12 protein-coding genes are annotated in these 18,541 nt (G+C 66.5%); all 12 read right to left on the bottom strand.

What is annotated here, in order from left to right; genetic code table 11:
- Positions 1 to 60: 60 nt before the first annotated feature.
- Positions 61 to 4,014: a DNA-directed RNA polymerase subunit beta' gene (locus tag ACFYTS_RS08500; RefSeq protein ID WP_357091103.1), complete on the bottom strand. Its 3,954-nt coding sequence runs from the start codon at positions 4,012 to 4,014 to the stop codon at positions 61 to 63.
- Positions 4,015 to 4,117: 103 nt separating this feature from the next.
- Entirely contained in the window at positions 4,118 to 7,606 is a 3,489-nt protein-coding gene (locus tag ACFYTS_RS08495) for a DNA-directed RNA polymerase subunit beta (RefSeq protein ID WP_357281766.1), read from the bottom strand.
- 577 nt (positions 7,607 to 8,183) lie between these two features.
- Positions 8,184 to 8,927, bottom strand: coding sequence for a hypothetical protein (locus ACFYTS_RS08490; RefSeq protein ID WP_379092360.1), 744 nt, complete (start codon positions 8,925 to 8,927; stop codon positions 8,184 to 8,186).
- A gap of 12 nt (positions 8,928 to 8,939) precedes the next feature.
- Positions 8,940 to 9,614: a hypothetical protein gene (locus tag ACFYTS_RS08485; protein WP_357281770.1), complete on the bottom strand. Its 675-nt coding sequence runs from the start codon at positions 9,612 to 9,614 to the stop codon at positions 8,940 to 8,942.
- A 29-nt stretch (positions 9,615 to 9,643) separates the two neighbouring features.
- Positions 9,644 to 10,888 (bottom strand): MlaD family protein, encoded by a 1,245-nt coding sequence (locus ACFYTS_RS08480; protein ID WP_357281771.1) that lies wholly within the window; start codon positions 10,886 to 10,888, stop codon positions 9,644 to 9,646.
- On the bottom strand, positions 10,885 to 12,111 hold the full coding sequence (locus ACFYTS_RS08475) for an MCE family protein (protein ID WP_387302291.1): 1,227 nt from the start codon (positions 12,109 to 12,111) through the stop codon (positions 10,885 to 10,887). Before ACFYTS_RS08475 ends, ACFYTS_RS08480 begins: the two co-directional genes overlap by 4 nt.
- Positions 12,108 to 13,367 (bottom strand): MCE family protein, encoded by a 1,260-nt coding sequence (locus ACFYTS_RS08470; RefSeq protein WP_387302289.1) that lies wholly within the window; start codon positions 13,365 to 13,367, stop codon positions 12,108 to 12,110. Before ACFYTS_RS08470 ends, ACFYTS_RS08475 begins: the two co-directional genes overlap by 4 nt.
- A gap of 3 nt (positions 13,368 to 13,370) precedes the next feature.
- The gene (locus tag ACFYTS_RS08465) at positions 13,371 to 14,378 is read right to left on the bottom strand and encodes an MCE family protein (protein WP_357281775.1); all 1,008 of its coding nucleotides are present in this window, start codon (positions 14,376 to 14,378) and stop codon (positions 13,371 to 13,373) included.
- Positions 14,378 to 15,454 (bottom strand): MCE family protein, encoded by a 1,077-nt coding sequence (locus tag ACFYTS_RS08460; protein ID WP_387302857.1) that lies wholly within the window; start codon positions 15,452 to 15,454, stop codon positions 14,378 to 14,380. Before ACFYTS_RS08460 ends, ACFYTS_RS08465 begins: the two co-directional genes overlap by 1 nt.
- 8 nt (positions 15,455 to 15,462) lie before the next feature.
- Positions 15,463 to 16,797 (bottom strand): MCE family protein, encoded by a 1,335-nt coding sequence (locus ACFYTS_RS08455; RefSeq protein ID WP_357281777.1) that lies wholly within the window; start codon positions 16,795 to 16,797, stop codon positions 15,463 to 15,465.
- A gap of 70 nt (positions 16,798 to 16,867) precedes the next feature.
- A complete protein-coding gene (locus ACFYTS_RS08450; protein ID WP_379095702.1) occupies positions 16,868 to 17,656 on the bottom strand; it encodes an ABC transporter permease in 789 nt (262 codons plus the stop codon).
- Positions 17,657 to 17,736: 80 nt separating this feature from the next.
- The gene (locus ACFYTS_RS08445) at positions 17,737 to 18,531 is read right to left on the bottom strand and encodes an ABC transporter permease (protein WP_357091085.1); all 795 of its coding nucleotides are present in this window, start codon (positions 18,529 to 18,531) and stop codon (positions 17,737 to 17,739) included.
- Positions 18,532 to 18,541 lie beyond the last annotated feature (10 nt).

Here is an 18,541-nt window from a genome sequence, read left to right as displayed (position 1 = left end):
AGAGTTCGGCCCCCGCTCCGACAGGGAGCGGGGGCCGAATTCTATTGCCTGGCTACACGCTTAGCGGTAATCGCTGAAGCCGTAGTCGTCCAGCGGAACCGCGGCACCGGTGGAAGTGCCGAAGCCGTCCGGGCTGTAGTAGCTGTCGTCGTAGGACGGGACAGCGTACGCCGCCTGGCGGGCCTCTTCGGTCGGCTGCACCTGGATGTTGCGGTAGCGGTTGATACCGGTACCGGCCGGGATCAGCTTACCGATGATCACGTTCTCCTTCAGGCCGATCAGCTTGTCGGAGCGGCAGTTGATCGCGGCGTCCGTGAGCACGCGGGTGGTCTCCTGGAAGGAGGCCGCCGACAGCCACGAATCGGTCGCGAGCGACGCCTTGGTGATACCCATGAGCACCGGACGACCCGAGGCGGGCTCGCCACCCTCCGCGACCACGCGGCGGTTGGCGGACTCGAACTCGGCGCGCTCCACCAGCGAACCCGGGAGGAACTCGGTCGCACCCGAATCGATGATGGTGACGCGGCGCAGCATCTGGCGGACGATCACCTCGATGTGCTTGTCGTGGATGGACACACCCTGCGAGCGGTACACCTCCTGGACCTCGTGGACCAGGTGGACCTGCACCTGACGCGGGCCCATCACGCGCAGCACCTCGTGCGGATCGGCCGAGCCCTCGAGCAGCTGCTGACCGACCTCGACGTGGTCACCGTCGGCCAGGAGACGCTCGGAGCCGTCCTCGTGCTTGAACACCCGCAGACGCTGACGCTTCGACAGCTTGTCGTACAGGACCTCGTCCGACCCGTCGTCCGGGATGATCGTGATCTTGTAGAAGCGGTCGTCGTCCTCGAGCCGCACGCGACCCGACACCTCGGCGATGGGGGCCTTGCCCTTGGGCACACGAGCCTCGAAGAGCTCCTGCACGCGGGGCAGACCACCCGTGATGTCGTCACCCGCGACACCACCCTGGTGGAAGGTACGCATGGTCAGCTGGGTACCGGGCTCACCGATGGACTGGGCGGCGACGATACCGACGGCCTCACCGATGTCCACCAGCTTGCCGGTCGCCATCGAGCGGCCGTAGCAGGTGGCGCAGACGCCGGTGCCGGTGGTGCAGGTCAGCACGGAGCGGACCTTCACCTCGGTGATGCCGGCCTCGAGCAGCGCCTCCAGGGCGGGGTCGCCCAGGTCGTGGCCCTTCTCGACGACGACATTGCCGTTGGCGTCGATCGCGTCGGTCGCCAGGGTGCGAGCGTAGGTGCTGGTCTCGACGTGCGCGTCACGGATGACGGAGCCGTCGGCCTGCTTCTCCGCGATCGGCACCACGATGCCGCGCTCGGTGCCACAGTCGGTCTCGCGCACGATGACGTCCTGCGACACGTCCACCAGACGACGGGTCAGGTAACCCGAGTCGGCGGTACGAAGCGCGGTGTCGGCCAGACCCTTTCGCGCACCGTGGGTGTTGATGAAGTACTCCAGAACCGTCAGGCCCTCACGGAAGGAGGACTTGATCGGCTGCGGGATGAACTCACCCTTCGGGTTGGTCACCAGACCCTTCATGCCCGCGAGGGTACGAGTCTGGGTGAAGTTACCCGTGGCGCCCGAGTCGACGATCGTGATGATCGGGTTGTCGGCCGGGTAGTGCGCACGCAGCGCCTTACCGACCTCTTCGGTCGCTTCCTGCCAGATCTTGACCAGGGCGTTGTTGCGCTCCTGGTGGTCGAGAGCACCACGCTGGTACTTCTTCTCGATCTGATCGGCCTGCGCGTCGTAGCGCGCCATGATCTCCGCCTTCTCCGGCGGAACGAGCACGTCCGACATGGAGACGGTGACACCCGAACGCGTGGCCCAGTAGAAGCCGGCGTCCTTGAGCTTGTCGACGGTCTGCGCGACCACGATCATCGGGTAGCGCTCGGCGAGATCGTTGATGATCGCCGCCTGACGCTTCTTCGGCATCGGCTCGTCGATGAACGCGTAGTCCGCCGGGAGCAGATCGTTGAAGAGCACGCGACCCAGGGTGGTCTTGCAGGTCCACGCGTCACCACGCTGCCAGCCGTCCGGGAACAGCTCGGCCTCGACGTCCTTCGGCGGACGCTGATCGGTCAGGCGGACCTTGATCAGCGAACGCACGGTCAGGTCGCCGCGGTCCACGGCCATCTGCGCCTCGGCGGGCGAGGAGTAGACGCCGAACTCGGCCTCGTCCTTGGTGGCGGCCTTGTACTCGCCGACCGCGCCCTCTTCCAGACGGGTCAGGTAGAACAGGCCGGTCACCATGTCCAGACGCGGCATGGCGAGCGGACGACCCGAGGCCGGCGACAGGATGTTGTTCGAGGACAGCATCAGGATGCGGGCCTCGGCCTGCGCCTCCGCGGACAGCGGGAGGTGCACGGCCATCTGGTCACCGTCGAAGTCGGCGTTGAACGCCTCACACACGAGCGGGTGCAGCTGGATGGCCTTACCTTCGACCAGCAGCGGCTCGAAGGCCTGGATACCCAGGCGGTGCAGGGTGGGCGCACGGTTCAGCAGCACCGGGTGCTCGGAGATGACCTCTTCGAGGACATCCCACACCTGGGGACGCTGACGCTCGACCATCCGCTTGGCGGACTTGATGTTCTGCGCGTGGTTCAGGTCGACCAGACGCTTCATGACGAACGGCTTGAACAGCTCGAGCGCCATCAGCTTGGGCAGACCGCACTGGTGCAGCTTCAGCTGCGGACCGACCACGATGACCGAACGGCCGGAGTAGTCGACACGCTTGCCGAGCAGGTTCTGACGGAAACGACCCTGCTTGCCCTTGAGCAGATCGCTCAGGGACTTCAGCGGGCGGTTACCCGGACCGGTGACCGGACGGCCGCGACGGCCGTTGTCGAACAGCGCGTCCACCGACTCCTGAAGCATGCGCTTCTCGTTGTTCACGATGATCTCGGGCGCACCCAGATCGATCAGTCGCTTCAAACGGTTGTTGCGGTTGATGACGCGGCGGTACAGGTCGTTCAGGTCGGAGGTCGCGAAGCGGCCACCGTCCAGCTGCACCATCGGGCGCAGCTCCGGCGGGATCACCGGAACGGCGTCGAGGACCATGCCCATCGGCGAGTTGCCGTTGGTCTGGAACGCGGCCACGACCTTCAGACGCTTCAGGGCGCGAAGCTTCTTCTGGCCCTTGCCCGTCCGGATGGTCTCGCGCAGGTTCTCGGCCTCCGCGGCGATGTCGAAGGTCTCCATGAGCTTCTGGATCGCCTCGGCGCCCATGGCGCCGGTGAAGTACTCGCCGTAGCGGTCCTGCAGCTCGCGGTAGATCACCTCGTCGATGATCAGCTGCTTCTTGGCCAGCTTGGTGAAGGTGGTCCAGATCTCGTCGAGCCGGTCCAGCTCACGCTGGGCGCGGTCGCGCAGCTGACGCATCTCGCGCTCGCCGCCGTCCTTGACCTTGCGGCGGACGTCGGACTTGGCGCCCTCGGCCTCCAGCTCGGCCAGGTCGGCTTCCAGCTTCTGGGCGCGGGCCTCGAGGTCGGCGTCACGCTGGTCGGCGACGGTCTTCTTCTCGACCTCCATCTCCGCCTCGAGCGTGGAGAGCTCGTTGTGGCGCAGCTCGTCGTCCACCGAGGTGATGACGTACGCGGCGAAGTAGATGATCTTTTCCAGATCCTTCGGCGCGAGGTCGAGCAGGTAGCCCAGACGCGACGGGACACCCTTGAAGTACCAGATGTGGGTGACCGGAGCGGCCAGCTCGATGTGGCCCATGCGCTCACGACGCACCTTGGCGCGAGTCACCTCGACACCACAGCGCTCGCAGATGATGCCCTTGAAGCGGACGCGCTTGTACTTACCGCAGTAGCACTCCCAGTCCCGGGTGGGACCGAAGATCTTCTCGCAGAAGAGGCCGTCCTTCTCCGGCTTCAGCGTGCGGTAGTTGATGGTCTCCGGCTTCTTGACCTCGCCGAAAGACCAGTTACGAATGTCTTCGGCGGTCGCCAGGCCGATCCGGAGTTCATCGAAGAAGTTGACGTCTAGCACGTAACTTCCTTTCCCCTGTTCGGGTTGAGTATGAGCAAAAGTTCGCTAAATCCGTTGCCCGGGAAGGCTTCTCGAATCCGATCGGCCTTCCCGGACCGTTCGCTCACTGCGCCAGGTCGTCGACCGTCGCAGCCTCGTTGCGGGACAGGTTGATACCCAGGTTCGCCGCGGCGCGCTCCAGGTCCTCGTCGTCGCCGTCACGCATCTCGATGGCGGCGCCGTCCGAGGACAGCACCTCCACGTTGAGGCAGAGCGACTGGAGTTCCTTGAGCAGAACCTTGAACGACTCCGGGATACCCGGCTCCGGAATGTTCTCGCCCTTGACGATCGCCTCGTACACCTTCACGCGGCCGACCACGTCGTCCGACTTGATGGTGAGCAGCTCCTGCAGGGTGTAGGCCGCGCCGTACGCCTGCATGGCCCAACATTCCATTTCACCGAAGCGCTGACCACCGAACTGCGCCTTACCACCCAGCGGCTGCTGCGTGATCATCGAGTACGGACCGGTCGAACGCGCGTGGATCTTGTCGTCGACCAGGTGGTGCAGCTTCAGGATGTACATGTAGCCGACGGACACCGGGTACGGGAACGGCTCACCGGAGCGGCCGTCCAGCAGGATCGCCTTGCCGTCGTCGTTGATCATCTTCTCGCCGTCGCGGTTCGGCAGAGTCGAACCGAGCAGGCCGGTCAGCTCCTCCTCGCGCGCACCGTCGAACACCGGGGTGGCGATGTTCGTGTCGGCGGGCTGACCGATCATCTCGGCCGGCAGGTTCTTCGCCCAATCGGGAGAACCCTCGACCTGCCAACCGGTCTTGGCGATGTAACCCAGGTGGGTTTCCAGCACCTGACCGATGTTCATACGACGCGGCACACCGTGGGTGTTCAGGATGATGTCGACCGGGGTGCCGTCGGGCAGGAACGGCATGTCCTCCTGCGGGAGGATCTTGCCGATGACGCCCTTGTTGCCGTGGCGACCGGCGAGCTTGTCGCCGTCCTGGATCTTGCGCTTCTGCGCGACGTAGACGCGGACCAGCTCGTTGACGCCCGGGGGCAGATCGTCGTCGTCGTCACGCGAGAACACGCGCACGCCGATGACCTTGCCGGACTCACCGTGGGGCACCTTCAGGGAGGTGTCGCGGACCTCGCGGGCCTTCTCACCGAAGATGGCGCGCAGCAGGCGCTCCTCGGGGGTCAGCTCGGTCTCACCCTTCGGGGTGACCTTGCCGACCAGGATGTCGCCGTCCCGGACCTCCGCGCCGATGCGCACGATGCCACGCTCGTCCAGGTCCGCCAGGACCTCGTCGGAGACGTTCGGGATGTCCCGGGTGATCTCCTCGGCGCCGAGCTTGGTGTCGCGAGCGTCGATCTCGTGCTCCTCGATGTGGATCGAGGTGAGCACGTCGTCCTCCACGAGGCGCTGCGACAGGATGATCGCGTCCTCGTAGTTGTGGCCTTCCCACGGCATGATCGCCACGAGCAGGTTCTTGCCCAGGGCCATCTCACCGTTCTCGGTGCACGGACCGTCGGCGAGCACGTGCCCGGCCTCCACGCGGGTGCCCTCGTCCACGATCGGACGCTGGTTGGCGCAGGTGCCCTGGTTGGAACGCTCGAACTTGCGCAGGCGGTACGAACGACGGGTGCCGTCGTCGTGCATGACGGTGATGAAGTCGGCCGAGACCTCTTCGACCACGCCGGCCTTCTGGTTCACGACCACGTCACCGGCGTCGACCGCGGCACGCAGCTCCATACCGGTGCCGACCAGCGGCGACTCGGAACGGATCAGCGGCACGGCCTGACGCTGCATGTTCGCGCCCATGAGGGCACGGTTGGCGTCGTCGTGCTCGAGGAACGGAATCATGGCGGTCGCGACCGACACCATCTGGCGCGGCGAGACGTCCATGTAGTCGACCGCGCTGGCGTCGACGTATTCCATTTCCTCGTTGCCGTGGCGGGCGAGGACGCGGTCCTCGAGGAAGCGGCCGTCCGCGTCGACCGGCGAGTTCGCCTGGGCGCGGATGTGGCGGTCCTCTTCGTCGGCGGTGAGGTACTTGACCTCATCGGTGACGCGGCCGTCGACGACCTTGCGGTACGGGGTCTCGATGAAACCGAACGGGTTGACCCGCGCGTAGACCGAGAGCGAACCGATCAGGCCGATGTTCGGGCCTTCCGGGGTCTCGATCGGGCACATGCGGCCGTAGTGCGACGGGTGGACGTCACGGACTTCCAGGCCGGCGCGCTCACGGGACAGACCACCCGGGCCCAGCGCCGACAGACGACGCTTGTGGGTCAGACCCGAGAGCGGGTTGTTCTGGTCCATGAACTGTGACAGCTGCGAGGTGCCGAAGAACTCCTTGATCGCCGCCACGACGGGACGGATGTTGATCAGGGTCTGCGGGGTGATGGCCTCGACGTCCTGAGTGGTCATGCGCTCACGCACGACACGCTCCATACGCGAGAGACCCACGCGGATCTGGTTCTGGATCAGCTCGCCAACCGTCCGCAGACGACGGTTGCCGAAGTGGTCGATGTCGTCGACGTCGACCGGGACCTCGGAGCCGCCGGGGGCGGTCATGAGGCGATCGCCCTGGTGCAGACGGACCAGGTACTCGATCGTCGCGACGATGTCTTCCTTGGTCAGCGTCGAGCCGGTGACCGGCTGGTCCAGGTTCAGGCCCAGCTTCTTGTTGATCTTGTAGCGACCGACGCGCGCCAGGTCGTAGCGCTTCTCCTTGAAGAACAGGTTCTCCAGCAGGGTCTGCGCGGACTCCTTGGTCGGCGGCTCGCCCGGACGCAGCTTGCGGTAGATGTCGAGCAGCGCCTCGTCCTGACCCGGGGTGGAGTCCTTCTCGAGGGTGGACATCATGATCTCGGAGAAACCGAAGCGCTCGGTGATCTCCTCGGTGGTCAGGCCCAGCGCCTTGAGCAGCACGGTGACCGGCTGACGACGCTTGCGGTCGATGCGGACACCGACGGTGTCGCGCTTGTCGACGTCGAACTCCAGCCACGCGCCGCGCGAGGGAATGACGCGCACGGAGTGCAGCGTCTTCTCGGTGGACTTGTCGATGGACGAGTCGAAGTACACACCCGGGGAACGGACGAGCTGCGACACGACGACGCGCTCGGTGCCGTTGATGATGAACGTGCCCTTGTCGGTCATCATCGGGAAGTCACCCATGAAGACCGTCTGAGACTTGATCTCACCGGTGTTGTTGTTGATGAACTCCGCGGTCACGAACAGCGGAGCCGCATAGGTCATGTCCTTGTCCTTGCACTCCTCGATGGAGGCCTTGACCTCTTCGAAGCGCGGGTCGGAGAAGGACAGCGACATGGAGCCGGAGAAGTCCTCGATCGGAGACAGCTCCTCGAGCACCTCCTCGAGGCCCCCGGTGGGGTTGGTGACGTCGCCGCGCGCGGTGGCACGCTCACGCCAGTCTGCTGAACCGACCAGCCAGGCGAACGATTCGGTTTGTAGATCGAGAAGTCCGGGAACCTCCAGGGGTTCACGAATCTTCGCGAAAGACACCCGCTTCGGGGCTCCGGGGATACCGGCCTTGGTCTGGGTGGAGACTGCCAAGATGCGTCCTTCCAGCACCTAACGCGCGTCGCGTGGTGGTCCGCGACCGTCGCTTGTCTGCTACGAATTCCGCTGGTTACGACCCGAACGAAACCCGAACAGCAGACAGCGGAAGTAACACCGGAAGGCGAAACTTTCGTGATGCGATCGAGGTATGGACAGGAGGCAGCCAGCGCAACGTCCAAAACTACACCCAAACCTACGGGGGTGTCAAAGTACCACCCGTGGCGATCCGTGGGCGTCAACTTCGCCCCGGTGTGTCCGTGTCGATATTCCCGGCGTTCAGATCGCCGATACCGCCACAGCCGAGTGGCGGTCTTCACAAGTGTCCGGCCGGGCCTCAGAGTCCGCTGGCTGCGTTCACAGTGCCCACGCCGGCGAGTTGTCTCCTGTGACAGCCGCCGCTGTTGTGAATAGCGTGACGGCTAGGACGAAAGTCGTCAAGTGGCGGGCCGAGTTGACAAAACGCGAGATCGCCTGTCGCAGAGCAAGATCACCCTCCGACGTCGCGCAATGCCGGAAAGACGGCGGCGAGCAGGCGATGTGACGACCGACTTACCGGTGATCCCCGACTCCCGCCGGGGATCTCCACGGCCTACTTGTCGGTGATCTCCGAGGCCAGCCAGTGGCCGTCGGTCTTCTGCATCCGCAGCACGATCGGGCCCGACGCGAGGGGCTCGGGCTTGCCGTCCTTGACGGCGGAGATGTTCAGATTCACCAGCAGCTCGGCCCGGTCGCCGGTGAGCAGCGTCACGCCGATCGGGTCGGTCTTGACCGTGGTGTCGGTCTGGGTCTGCTTGATGGTGTCGACGGTGGTGTCGACGAACTTGGCGAAGTCCTTCTGCATCTTCTCGGTGAGGACCGAGTTGACCGAACCCTTCCACTTGTCGATCTCGGCGGCCTTGTAGCCGTAGAGCGTGGTCAGGGCGTGGTCGGCGGCGGCTTTGACCTCGTCGGTGGCCGCGTTGTCGACGTAGGCGAGATTGCCGGAGCCGGAGTTGGGCTTGCTCACCCAGTGATTCACCGCACCCACGATCGCGAAGGCCAGCAGCAGGGCCGACAGCGCCGCGCAGACGGTCGCGATGCCCCAGTTGGGCCAAAACCCGCCCTGCCCGGTCAGCTTGGAATACTGTTGCGAGGCACGGTCTTTGGCCGGGCCCCGGCCGCGGATACCGGCCCGGACCCGACCGCGCGGGGTGGCGCGCGAGGCGGTGTTCTCGGAACGCTCGGTGGTGGACCGGGCGCTCACGTCCGCGGCGGTGGTCCGCGACGCGGTGCCGCGCTGGGCGGCCGGGCGGCGCGGGGTGACGCGATTGACGGGTCGTTTCCGGTTGGCCATGGTCACTCCCTCCTAGTTGCCCGGCTTGGGTGCCGTGGTCGGCTGCTGGGCGGGCTGTCCGGAGCCCAGCGGCACCGGTTCGCCCAGGTTCTGCGCCTTCTCGGCCTTCCAGGTGCTGCCCTGCTTGACCAGGTCGAGGGTCCACAGCTGGCGGAAGGAGGCGGGCTGGCCGCCGGGCCAGCTGCGGGTGATCTTCAGGACCGCGAAGGCCGAGGCATGGTCGCGTTCACTGTTGAGCGAGGTGAGCGTGATGCCCTCGACCGCGGACTCGATCCGCGTCTTGGACTCCTGCGCGGTCTGCTTGAGCTGTTCCTGCCCGTCCTCCTGCTGCTTCAGCAGGTCCCCCGTCATCGATGACCGGATGTTCGCCAGCGATCCGTCGATGTCGTCGGGATTGATCGACATGAGGTTGACCGCGGCCTGTCGGGCGTCGGTGAGGGCGGCGTCGCGGGCCTCGGCCCGGGACTCGTCCTTGCTGTCCCCGATCCACAGGAACCCGATGACAGCGGCGGCGACGACCGAGACGGCCAGCAGACCGGCCGCGCCGATCCGGGCCAGGGTGCGCGGATCGCGAGGTTCGGTGGTGACGGCGTCGGCCTGGGACGCGTCCGGGGTCGTGTCGGGAACCGGCTCGACCGCCGGCTTCTCGAGGTTCGCCCCCGATTCGCTGTCCTTGTCCTGGCTCACGCCGCCACCATACTTTCCTCTCCTGCCGGTCAGTGCTTGGGAGTGATGCCCATGAGGGTGGACAGCTGGGTGGCCACCGGGTTCAGGTTGAGCTTCTCCGGGTCGTACTTGGGCTTGTCGTCCCACGGCTGCGCGACATTGGGGTCGGCGAGTTCGGCGCGGGCCCCGCCGCGCACGGCGGTCTCGCTGCCCTGCGGCACCGCACAGGTGGCCGCGGTGTTGAGCGGGAAGTCGTCGCGAGTGTCGTCGAAGTTGGGGTTCTGGGCCTTCATCTGGTCCAGAATCCGTTGCGTGCCTTCGTATCCCAGCGTGCAGGCGGGCGGGTTGTTGGTCTCGAGCACCAGGCCGAAGTGGGTGGTGCCGTCACCGGGCGCGGTGGACGAGCCGCCGAGCGGCAGCAGCGGCAGCATGGCCAGCACCGGGCCGAGGGCGTAGAACTTCGGCGAGATGGCCCGCAACAGGACCCGCAGGTTGGTCAGGTCCTTGGTGAGGGCCGGACCGCTCTCCTGGAGCAGGCGGTTGATCGAGGAGCCCGCGTCGGTGCCGGTGCCGATCAGGCGGCGGATGTCCGGGTCGCTGGACTTCAGCTGCGCGGTGAGCTTGTCGAGGCCGTCGCTGAACTGCAGGATCGCCGGGGACTGTTCGGCCTGGGTGCCCAGCACGGTGTGGGCGGACCGGATCAGGGCCAGGGTCTGCTGCAGGTTGTCGCCGCTCGCGGTGGCGGTGAACTTGTTGAGCGAGTCGATCAGGATCTTGAGGTCGTCGCCCTTGCCGTCGAAGGCCTTGCCGAGCTCGGTGATGGTGGTGGACAACGCCTTCAGGTCGGTGGTGCCGGCGAAGGTGTCGACGCTGGTGAGCAGGTCCTCCACATGGATGGGCAGCTGCGCGCCGGTGATGACCGAGCCGTCCTTCAGGTACGGCCCGCCGTCGCTGGAGGGCAGCAGGTCCACGAACTGCTCGCCGATGGCGGAGCGGTCGGCGACCACGGCCTTGGCGTTGGCGGGGACCTTGGGCTTGGAGGAGTTCATCTCCAGGGTGATGAGCACGCCGTCGGGGGTGATGTCGAGGTCGCCGACCCGGCCGACGGGGACGCCGCGGTAGGTGACCTCCGCACCCTTGGACAGGTTGCCGGTCTCGGTGGCCTGCACCTTCACCTTGTACAGCCCGAAGCCGAGCATATTGTCCAGCCGCACGTATTTGGCGCCGACGAAGACGACGCCGAGCACGGCGATGATCGCGAAGGCGATCAGCTGATTACGCACCAGACGAGTCATCGCGGACCACCTACTCCCAGCTGCTCGAGGATCGATCCGAGCGGATCGGTCGGTCCCGGCTGCCCGGTGGGCCGCGCCACGGTGGACGGCAGGGGCAGCAGCGAGACGGTCGGCCAGCCGCCGCGCGGCCCGTTGCCGTTGTAGTACGGGTTGGTCGGATCCACATTGACCTGGCGGCCCGCGGGCGGCAGGTACTGCGGATCCGGCTTGCCCACACCGAGATTCGACAGCAGGCCGCCGATCTGCAGATCCACCGAGAGCCAGGTGTTGACCTGGCCGCCGAACGCGGACTTGATGGCCTCGTCCGGGAATGGATAGGTGGGGATGAGCGGGAACGCCGTCACCAGGTCACCGGCCGACGCGCCCAGCGCCTGCAGCGTGGGCCGCAGCGAGGACAGGTCGGTGATCAGGTTCTCCTTGGACTTGTCCAGCACGTCGATCCCGGCCTGGCCGACCCGGTCCAGCTGGGTCAGCAGCTGGATCAGTTGCGGCCGTTGCTCATTGAGGATCTTGATGCCCGCGGGCAGCTCGTCGAGGATCTTGGTGATCTGGGTGGTCTGGGTGCTCACCCGGCTGCTCAGCGTGTTCAGGCTGTCCAGCGCGCGGGTGATGTTGCCGACCTGGTCGTCGAGGCCCTTGATCAGGGTGTTGGCCTGGTTCAACAGATCCCGGACCTTGCCCTCGCGGCCGTCCAGAGTCTTGTTGAGCTCCACGATGATCGGCTGCAGCTGCGCCACGCCGCCACCGTTGAGCAGCAGCGACAGCGCGCCGAGTACCTGCTCCACCTCGGTGGCGGTGCGGGTGTTCTCGACGGGGATGCGGGCCCCGTCCTTCAGGCGCGCGGAATCGGCGTCCTTGGCGGGCGCGGACAGCTCGATGTACTTCTCGCCCAGCAGGTTGGTCTGCTTGACCTCGGCCCGGGCATTGGCGGGCAGGTTGACGTCATCGTTGACCAGCACCTGCACGCTGGCTTCCCAGGCGTTGTCGGGGGCGATGCGGATCTTGTCGACCCGGCCCACGGCCACGCCGTCCACCTTCACCGTGGACTGCGGGACCAGATCCAGCACGTCGGCGAAGCGGATGTCGAGGTGCAGCGGATTCTTGCCGATGTTCGGGCCGCCGGGCAGCGGAATGCTTTCCGCGCCACAGCCCGCCGCCACCAGCGTCACCGCGCCGAGCGAGGTGGCGACCAGCGCCGCGCGCCGGATCCGGTTGGCGCTCATCGCTGTCCACCTTCCTGCTGCGACGGCGGCAGCTGGTCGGACGGATTGCCGGGCACCGAGCCGGGCACCGCGGTGCGCTGTTCGTTCTCGCCGCTGAGGATGCCGAAGGGCAGCACCAGCGACGGCGTCTTCACGCCCGCGGTGAGCTGGTCGGTGATCAGCTTGCAGTTGTTCAGGATCGGCCCGAGCTGCCGCGAGATGGCCTCGAACTTGGGGTCGCCGGGGCGCAGCTTGCCCAGGTCCAGCATCTTGCAGATGACGCCGAACGGGTCCTGTAGATCGGTGAAGTTGGGGCGCATGTCGAGCGTCCCGCTCTCACCGTTGTGCACGTTGATCAGGTTGCTCAGCGCGGTCGGGATGAGCGGCAGCGCCTTGGCCAGATCGTCGCGCTGATCGGCGAGGGTCTGGGTGACCTTGGTCAGCGCGTCCGCGTTGGACTGCACCAGTTCCCGGTTGTTGTCGATGAACCGGGCCACGTCGCCGAGCGCGACCGAGAGCAGGCTCAGCGCGTCGCCGAGGGTCTGGCGCTCGTCGGACAGGAACCCGGCCAGCGAGGCCAGCTGCGTGTTGAAGGTCCGGACCTGCGCGTCGTTGTCGGCCAGGGTCTGCACGAAGGTCTGCAGGTTCTTGACCGTGTCGAAGATGTCGGTGCGCGAGTCGGAGAGCACGTGCGCGGCCCTGGACAGCTGGGTGAAGCTGTTGCCCAGCGCGTCACCGTTGCCGGCCAGGTTCTCGGCGCCGGTGCGGGCCAGCTGGTTCAGCGCGCCGTCCTTGTTGGCGCCGTTGGGGCCGAGCGCCTCGGACAGTTCGGTGATGCTCTTGTAGAGGCGGTCCACCTCGACCGGGGTCGCGGTGCGCTCCTTGGGGATGGTGGCGTTGCGCCCCATCTTGGGTCCGCCCTTGTAGGCGGGCGCGAGCTGGATGTACCGGTCCGACACCACGGAGGGGGTGATCTGGGCGGCTTTGGCGTCGGCGGGGATGTCGTACTTGCGGTCGACCTTCATGACGACCTCGACGACGTCGCCCTTGGGGGTCACCGAGTCCACGCGGCCCACCGGGACGCCCAGGACCCGGACGTCGGAGCCCTTGTAGATGCCGATCGACTTGTCGAAATACGCGGTGATCTTGGTGGTTTCGAGCCGGTCGTAGCTCCACCACGCGACGCCCGCGAGCGCGACCGCCAGGACGGCCACCACGGCGATGATCTTGCTCTTACGGCTGGTGCCGCTCAGCGCGGTCAGCGGATTCTTCGCCACGAGTTACCCTCCCAACTTGCGAATCGGATCGCGGTTGCCCGGAATATCGGGCAGCGCCGGCGGAATCAGGTTCGTGATGACCGCGTCGAACCAGCGGCCGGTGCCCAGCACGTTGGAGTACAGCCCGTAGAAGGGCGCCGCCAGCGTGAGGGTCTTGGACAGGTCGGCCTGGTGGTCGTTGAGCATGTCGATCGTCTTGTTGAGGTTGGTCAGCGCCGGGCCGATCTGCTCCTCGTTGTCCTTGACCAGCGCGGTCAGTTCCGCCGCAACGGTTTTCGCGCCGGTCAGCAACTGGTGGATGGCCTGCTGGCGGACATTGAGTTCCGCGATCAGCTGGCCGCCGTTGGCGAGCAGCCGCTCGAACTCCTGATTGCGGTCGGCCAGCACCTTGGAGGTGGTCCGGGTGGCGGCGAACAGCTTCTTGAGCTGGTCGTCGCGCTTGGCCAGCGACTCCGAGAGCCGGGCCACGCCGTCGATGGACCCGCGCAGCTGCGGCGGGGTCGCGGAGAAGGCGTCCGAGAGCACCTGGAAGCTCTGCGCGAGCTGCCCGGTGTTGGTCTCCTCGATGTTCTTGGCGGCGTCGCTGAAGGCGTCCACCACATCGTAGGGAGACACGGTGCGCGACAACGGAATCCGATCGCGCGGGTTCGCGGTGCGGTCGCCCTTGGGGTCGAGCGCCAGGTACTTCTGGCCCAGCAGCGTCTTGATCTGGATGGACGCGGTGGTCTCGTTGCCGATCCAGGCGTCCTGAGTGCGGAAGTCGACCAGCACCTTGTCGCCGTCGAGGCGGACATCGGAGACCGCGCCGACCTTCACGCCGGCGATGCGGACCTCGTTGCCCTTCTTCAGGCCCGCGGCCTCGGAGAACTCGGCGGTGTACTTGGTGCCCGCCCCGATCAGCGGCAGCTTGTCCAGGTTGAACGCGGACAAGGTCACCAGCAGCACCAGGAACAGGCCCAGCCCGCCCATGAATGCCGGACTGCGCTTGCCCATGACAATGCGGTCATCCATCAGCGGCCTCCCTTCCCGTGGCAGCGCGGCGCCGGGTTCGTGTAGATCGGCTGATTCACCGTCGGCAGGTTCTGGAGCGCGGGCGGGAAGTTCAGCTGCGGCGCGTCCTTGACGCCCGGCCCCGCGACGATGTCGATGCCGCACAGATAGAACTGGAACCAGGAGCCGTAGGAGGCGGCGCGGCCCAGCTTCTCCATCTTGATCGGCAGGTTGGTCAGGCCCTCGTCGACCTCGTCCTTTCGCTGATTCAGGGTCGAGGTCAGCTGGTTCAGGCCCGCGATCGCGCCCTGCAGGTTCGGCCGCACCGGGACCAGCAGGTCGGCGGTGGCCTGGGCCAGGCCGCCCAGCGAGGAGACCGCGGAACCGATGGTGCCGCGCTCGGCGTTCAGGCCGGAGACCAGCGCCTCGGTGTTCACGATCAACTGGTCGAGCTGGTCGCCGCGCGAATTGATGCTGTCCAGCACCAGATTCAGGTTCTTGATCAGCTCACCGATCACCGCGTCCTTGTCGGCGATCTTGTTGGTCAGCGAGGCGGTGTTGGCCACCAGGTCCGCGATGGTGCCGGACTCGCCCTGGAAGACCTGGATGATCTCGTAGGACAGCTTGTTGACGTCCTCGGGGGTGAGGGTCTGGAACAACGGGCGGAAGCCGTTGAACAGCTCGGTCAGATTGACCGCGGGCTTGGTGCGCTCCAGCGGGATCGTCGCGCCCTTGTTCAGCTTGCGGCCCTGCTGCCCGGTCCCCTGCTCCAGCGCGATGTAGCGCTGGCCCACCAGGTTCCGGTACTTGATGGTCGCCGTGGTCGAGGCGGGCAGCCAATCCCGGTCGGTCAGTTCGAATTCCACATTGGCCAGGCGCTTGTCCACGATGGCCACATTGGTCACCTTGCCGACGCGGACACCCGCGACCCGGACCTCGTCACCCTTGTTCAGGGAGGTCACGTCGGTGAAGCGGGCATTGAACTTGGTGCCGCCGCCACCGTAGTTGGCGATGGTGAGCGCCAGCACGCCCGTCAGGAAGACCGTGACGAGAATGAAGGCGATCAGTTTGGTCAGCGTCGGCCCGAGGCCGCGCAACAGATCCTTCACTTGACGCTCACCTCACTGCCGCGGAAGGCGGGCGCGGCGATCTTGGTGACCCAGCTGGGCACCTCCTCGGGCGAAACGCCGTGGGCGGCACCGTAGATCGTGCCCAGCGCCTGGGACTCCTGCGGCGAGTACGCGGTCGTCGGCGTCTGGGGCCCGTACACCTTGTACTGCGGCGCCTGCATCCGGCCGATGTTCTGGTCACCCGGGTTCCGGCTCGGCGGCTGGTAGGAGCCGTCGTTCGCGGAACCGTCGGTGTACTGACCCGGATCGGTGAAGGGCGGGTACATCGGAATGCAGAGCGGACCGCGCGAATCGAACCAGCGCGGCTCGTCCTGGTTGGGAACGTAGCGCCCGCGCGGGTTCACGATCGAGACGCTCACCCGCGAACCCGGCATGTCGGTGCCCTTGCCGAAGAGCGTGTCGATGCGCGGCTTCAGCTCGGCGAAACCGGCCAGCGCGCAGCTGTAGCTGGGCGAGTACTTGGCCAGCTGCTCCAGCGCGGGCCGCGAGTCCGCGGCCACGTCGATGATGTTGTCGCGGTTGAGCAGCAGGAAGTCGGCGGTGGTGGTGGCGCTCGGGGTGAGCGTCGCCAGCAGGGTGTCGATCTGCGACTTCTTCTGCACCACGGTCGCGTTGGTGGTGCGCAGGTTGTCCAGCGCGGACACCAGCTGCGGCGCGGCGTCGGAGTAGGTGGTCGCCACGTCGGCCAGGCTCTTCAGATCGTCCTGCAGGGTCGGCATCACGCCGTTCACCTGGGTCACGATGTCGTCGAGCCGGTCGATGGTCTTGCCCAGCTCCTCGCCCTGACCCTGCAGCGCGTTGGACAGCGCGCCCAGCGTGGAGGACAGGTACTGCGGCGGAATCGCCTGCAGCAGCGGCAGGATGTGGTCCAGCAGCTGGCTCACCTCGACGGCGTTGCCGGAGGTGTCCTGGTGCAGGGTGAGGCCCTCGGTGAGGTGGCCCTGCGGGCTGTCCGGCCACACCAGGTCGATGTAGCGCTCACCGAACAGCGTCTTGGGCAGCAGCCGCGCGGTCACGTTGGACGGGATCTTGTCCGCCTTGGCGGGGTCGATGGCCAGGTCCAGGTGCACGTTCTTGCCGTCGTAGCTGCTCGAACGCAGCTCGCCGACGGTCACGCCGCGGACCTTCACGTCCGCGTTGCGGGTCAGCGCGTTGCCGACGGTGTCGGTGACCAGGTTGACCCGCACCGTGTCCACGAACTGCTTGTTGTAGACGGCGATGGTGGTCCACAGGAACAGCGCCACCAGCGCGAAGAACAGCACGCCCAGGGTCCGCTTCTTCAGCGTCTGCCCGCGCTCCGGGTTGCTCATGCTGACTCCATCCGGGATGAGCGGGCGGCCTGCGTGGTTACGCAAGCTGCCTCCTCCGGCCGCTGACCGTTCATCCCGCCACCCGCACCGTCGTCGTCGTGCCCCAGATCGCCAGGGAAAGGAAGAAGTCCAGCACGTTGATCAGCACGATCGCGGCGCGCACGGCGCGGCCCACGGCCACGCCGACACCCGCGGGACCGCCGGTGGCGTTGTAGCCGTAGTAGCAGTGCACGAGGATGATCACGAACGCGAAGACCAGCACCTTCACGAACGAATAGAGCACGTCCTCGGGTGGCAGGAACAACGCGAAGTAGTGGTCGTAGGAGCCGCTCGACTGCCCGTTGAAGTAGATGCTGATCAACCGCGAGGCCAGGTAGGTGCCCAGCAGGCCGACCACGTACAGCGGGATCACCGCGAGGAAGCCCGCGATGGCGCGGGTGGTCACCAGGAACGGCACCGACGGCACCGCCATCACCTCGAGCGCGTCGATCTCCTCGGAGATCCGCATGGCGCCCAGCTGCGCGGTGAAACCACAGCCGACCGTCGCCGAAAGTGCCAGTGCCGCAACCAGGGGCGCGAGCTCACGGGTGTTGATGTACCCGGTGAGGAAGCCGGTGAGCACGCCCGAGCCCAGGGCGTCGAGCGCCTTGAAGCCCTGCAGGCCCACCACCACACCGACCGAGGCCGACATGAACACGATGACGCCGATGGTGCCGCCGATGACCGCCAGCGCGCCCGACCCGAAGGTCACCTCGGCCAGCAGCCGGGTGACCTCCTTGCGGAAGTGCACGATGGTCCGTGGGATGGCGCCGATCGCCCGCGAGTAGAACGACATCTGGTCGCCGGCCTTGTCGACCATGTTGACCGGTGCCATGAGCGCGGGCTTGACCCGACGCGCCGACCGGGAGAAAACGGTGGAGCGCTGCGAAACAACCATTGTCACGCGCCCTTTGCGGGTACGACCTGAAGATAGATCAGGGTGAGGATGAGGTTCAGGAAGAAGAGCACGAGGAACGTGATGACCACCGACTGGTTCACCGCGTCACCCACGCCCTTCGGTCCCCCCTTGGGATGCAGGCCCTTGTAGGCGGCGATCACGCCCGCCACCACACCGAAGATCAGTGCCTTGATCTCACCGATCACCAGGTCGGGGATCTGTGCGAGGGCGGAGAAGGACGCCAGGTACGCGCCCGGCGTGCCGCCCTGCAGACCCACGTTGAAGAAGTAGCCGCCGCAGATGCCGACGACCGAGACCATGCCGTTGAGCAGGAAGGCGACCAGCATCATGCCCAGCACGCGCGGAACCACCAGGCGCTGAATGGGATCGATGCCGAGCACTTCCATGGCGTCGATCTCCTCGCGAATGGTGCGCGAGCCGAGATCGGCGGCCACAGCGGAGCCGGCGGCTCCGGCGATGATCAATGCGGTCACCACCGGTGCGGCCTGCTGGACCGTGGCCAGCACGCTGGTCGCGCCGGTGAAGTTCTCCGCCCCCAGCTGCTTGATGAGCGAGCCGGTCTGCAGGGCCACCACGGCGCCGAACGGGATTGCCACCAGTGCGGCGGGGAGGATCGAGACGCTCGCGATGAACCACGATTGCTCGATGAACTCCCGCCACTGGAAAGGCCGGCGGAACGTCTTCCGGAACACGTCGAGAAAGAGTCCGAAAACATTGCCGGCCTGGGCAAGTCCCGACTCGACCGAGGTGCGCAGTCGCGTCGAGGAGGGGTTCACGGGCCGTATG

It is taken from the genome of Nocardia sp. NPDC004151, assembly GCF_042874235.1.
Taxonomy (GTDB): Bacteria; Actinomycetota; Actinomycetes; order Mycobacteriales; family Mycobacteriaceae; genus Nocardia.
Note: the sequence above shows the minus strand (reverse complement) of the source record. Positions and strands in the feature narration are given on the sequence as shown.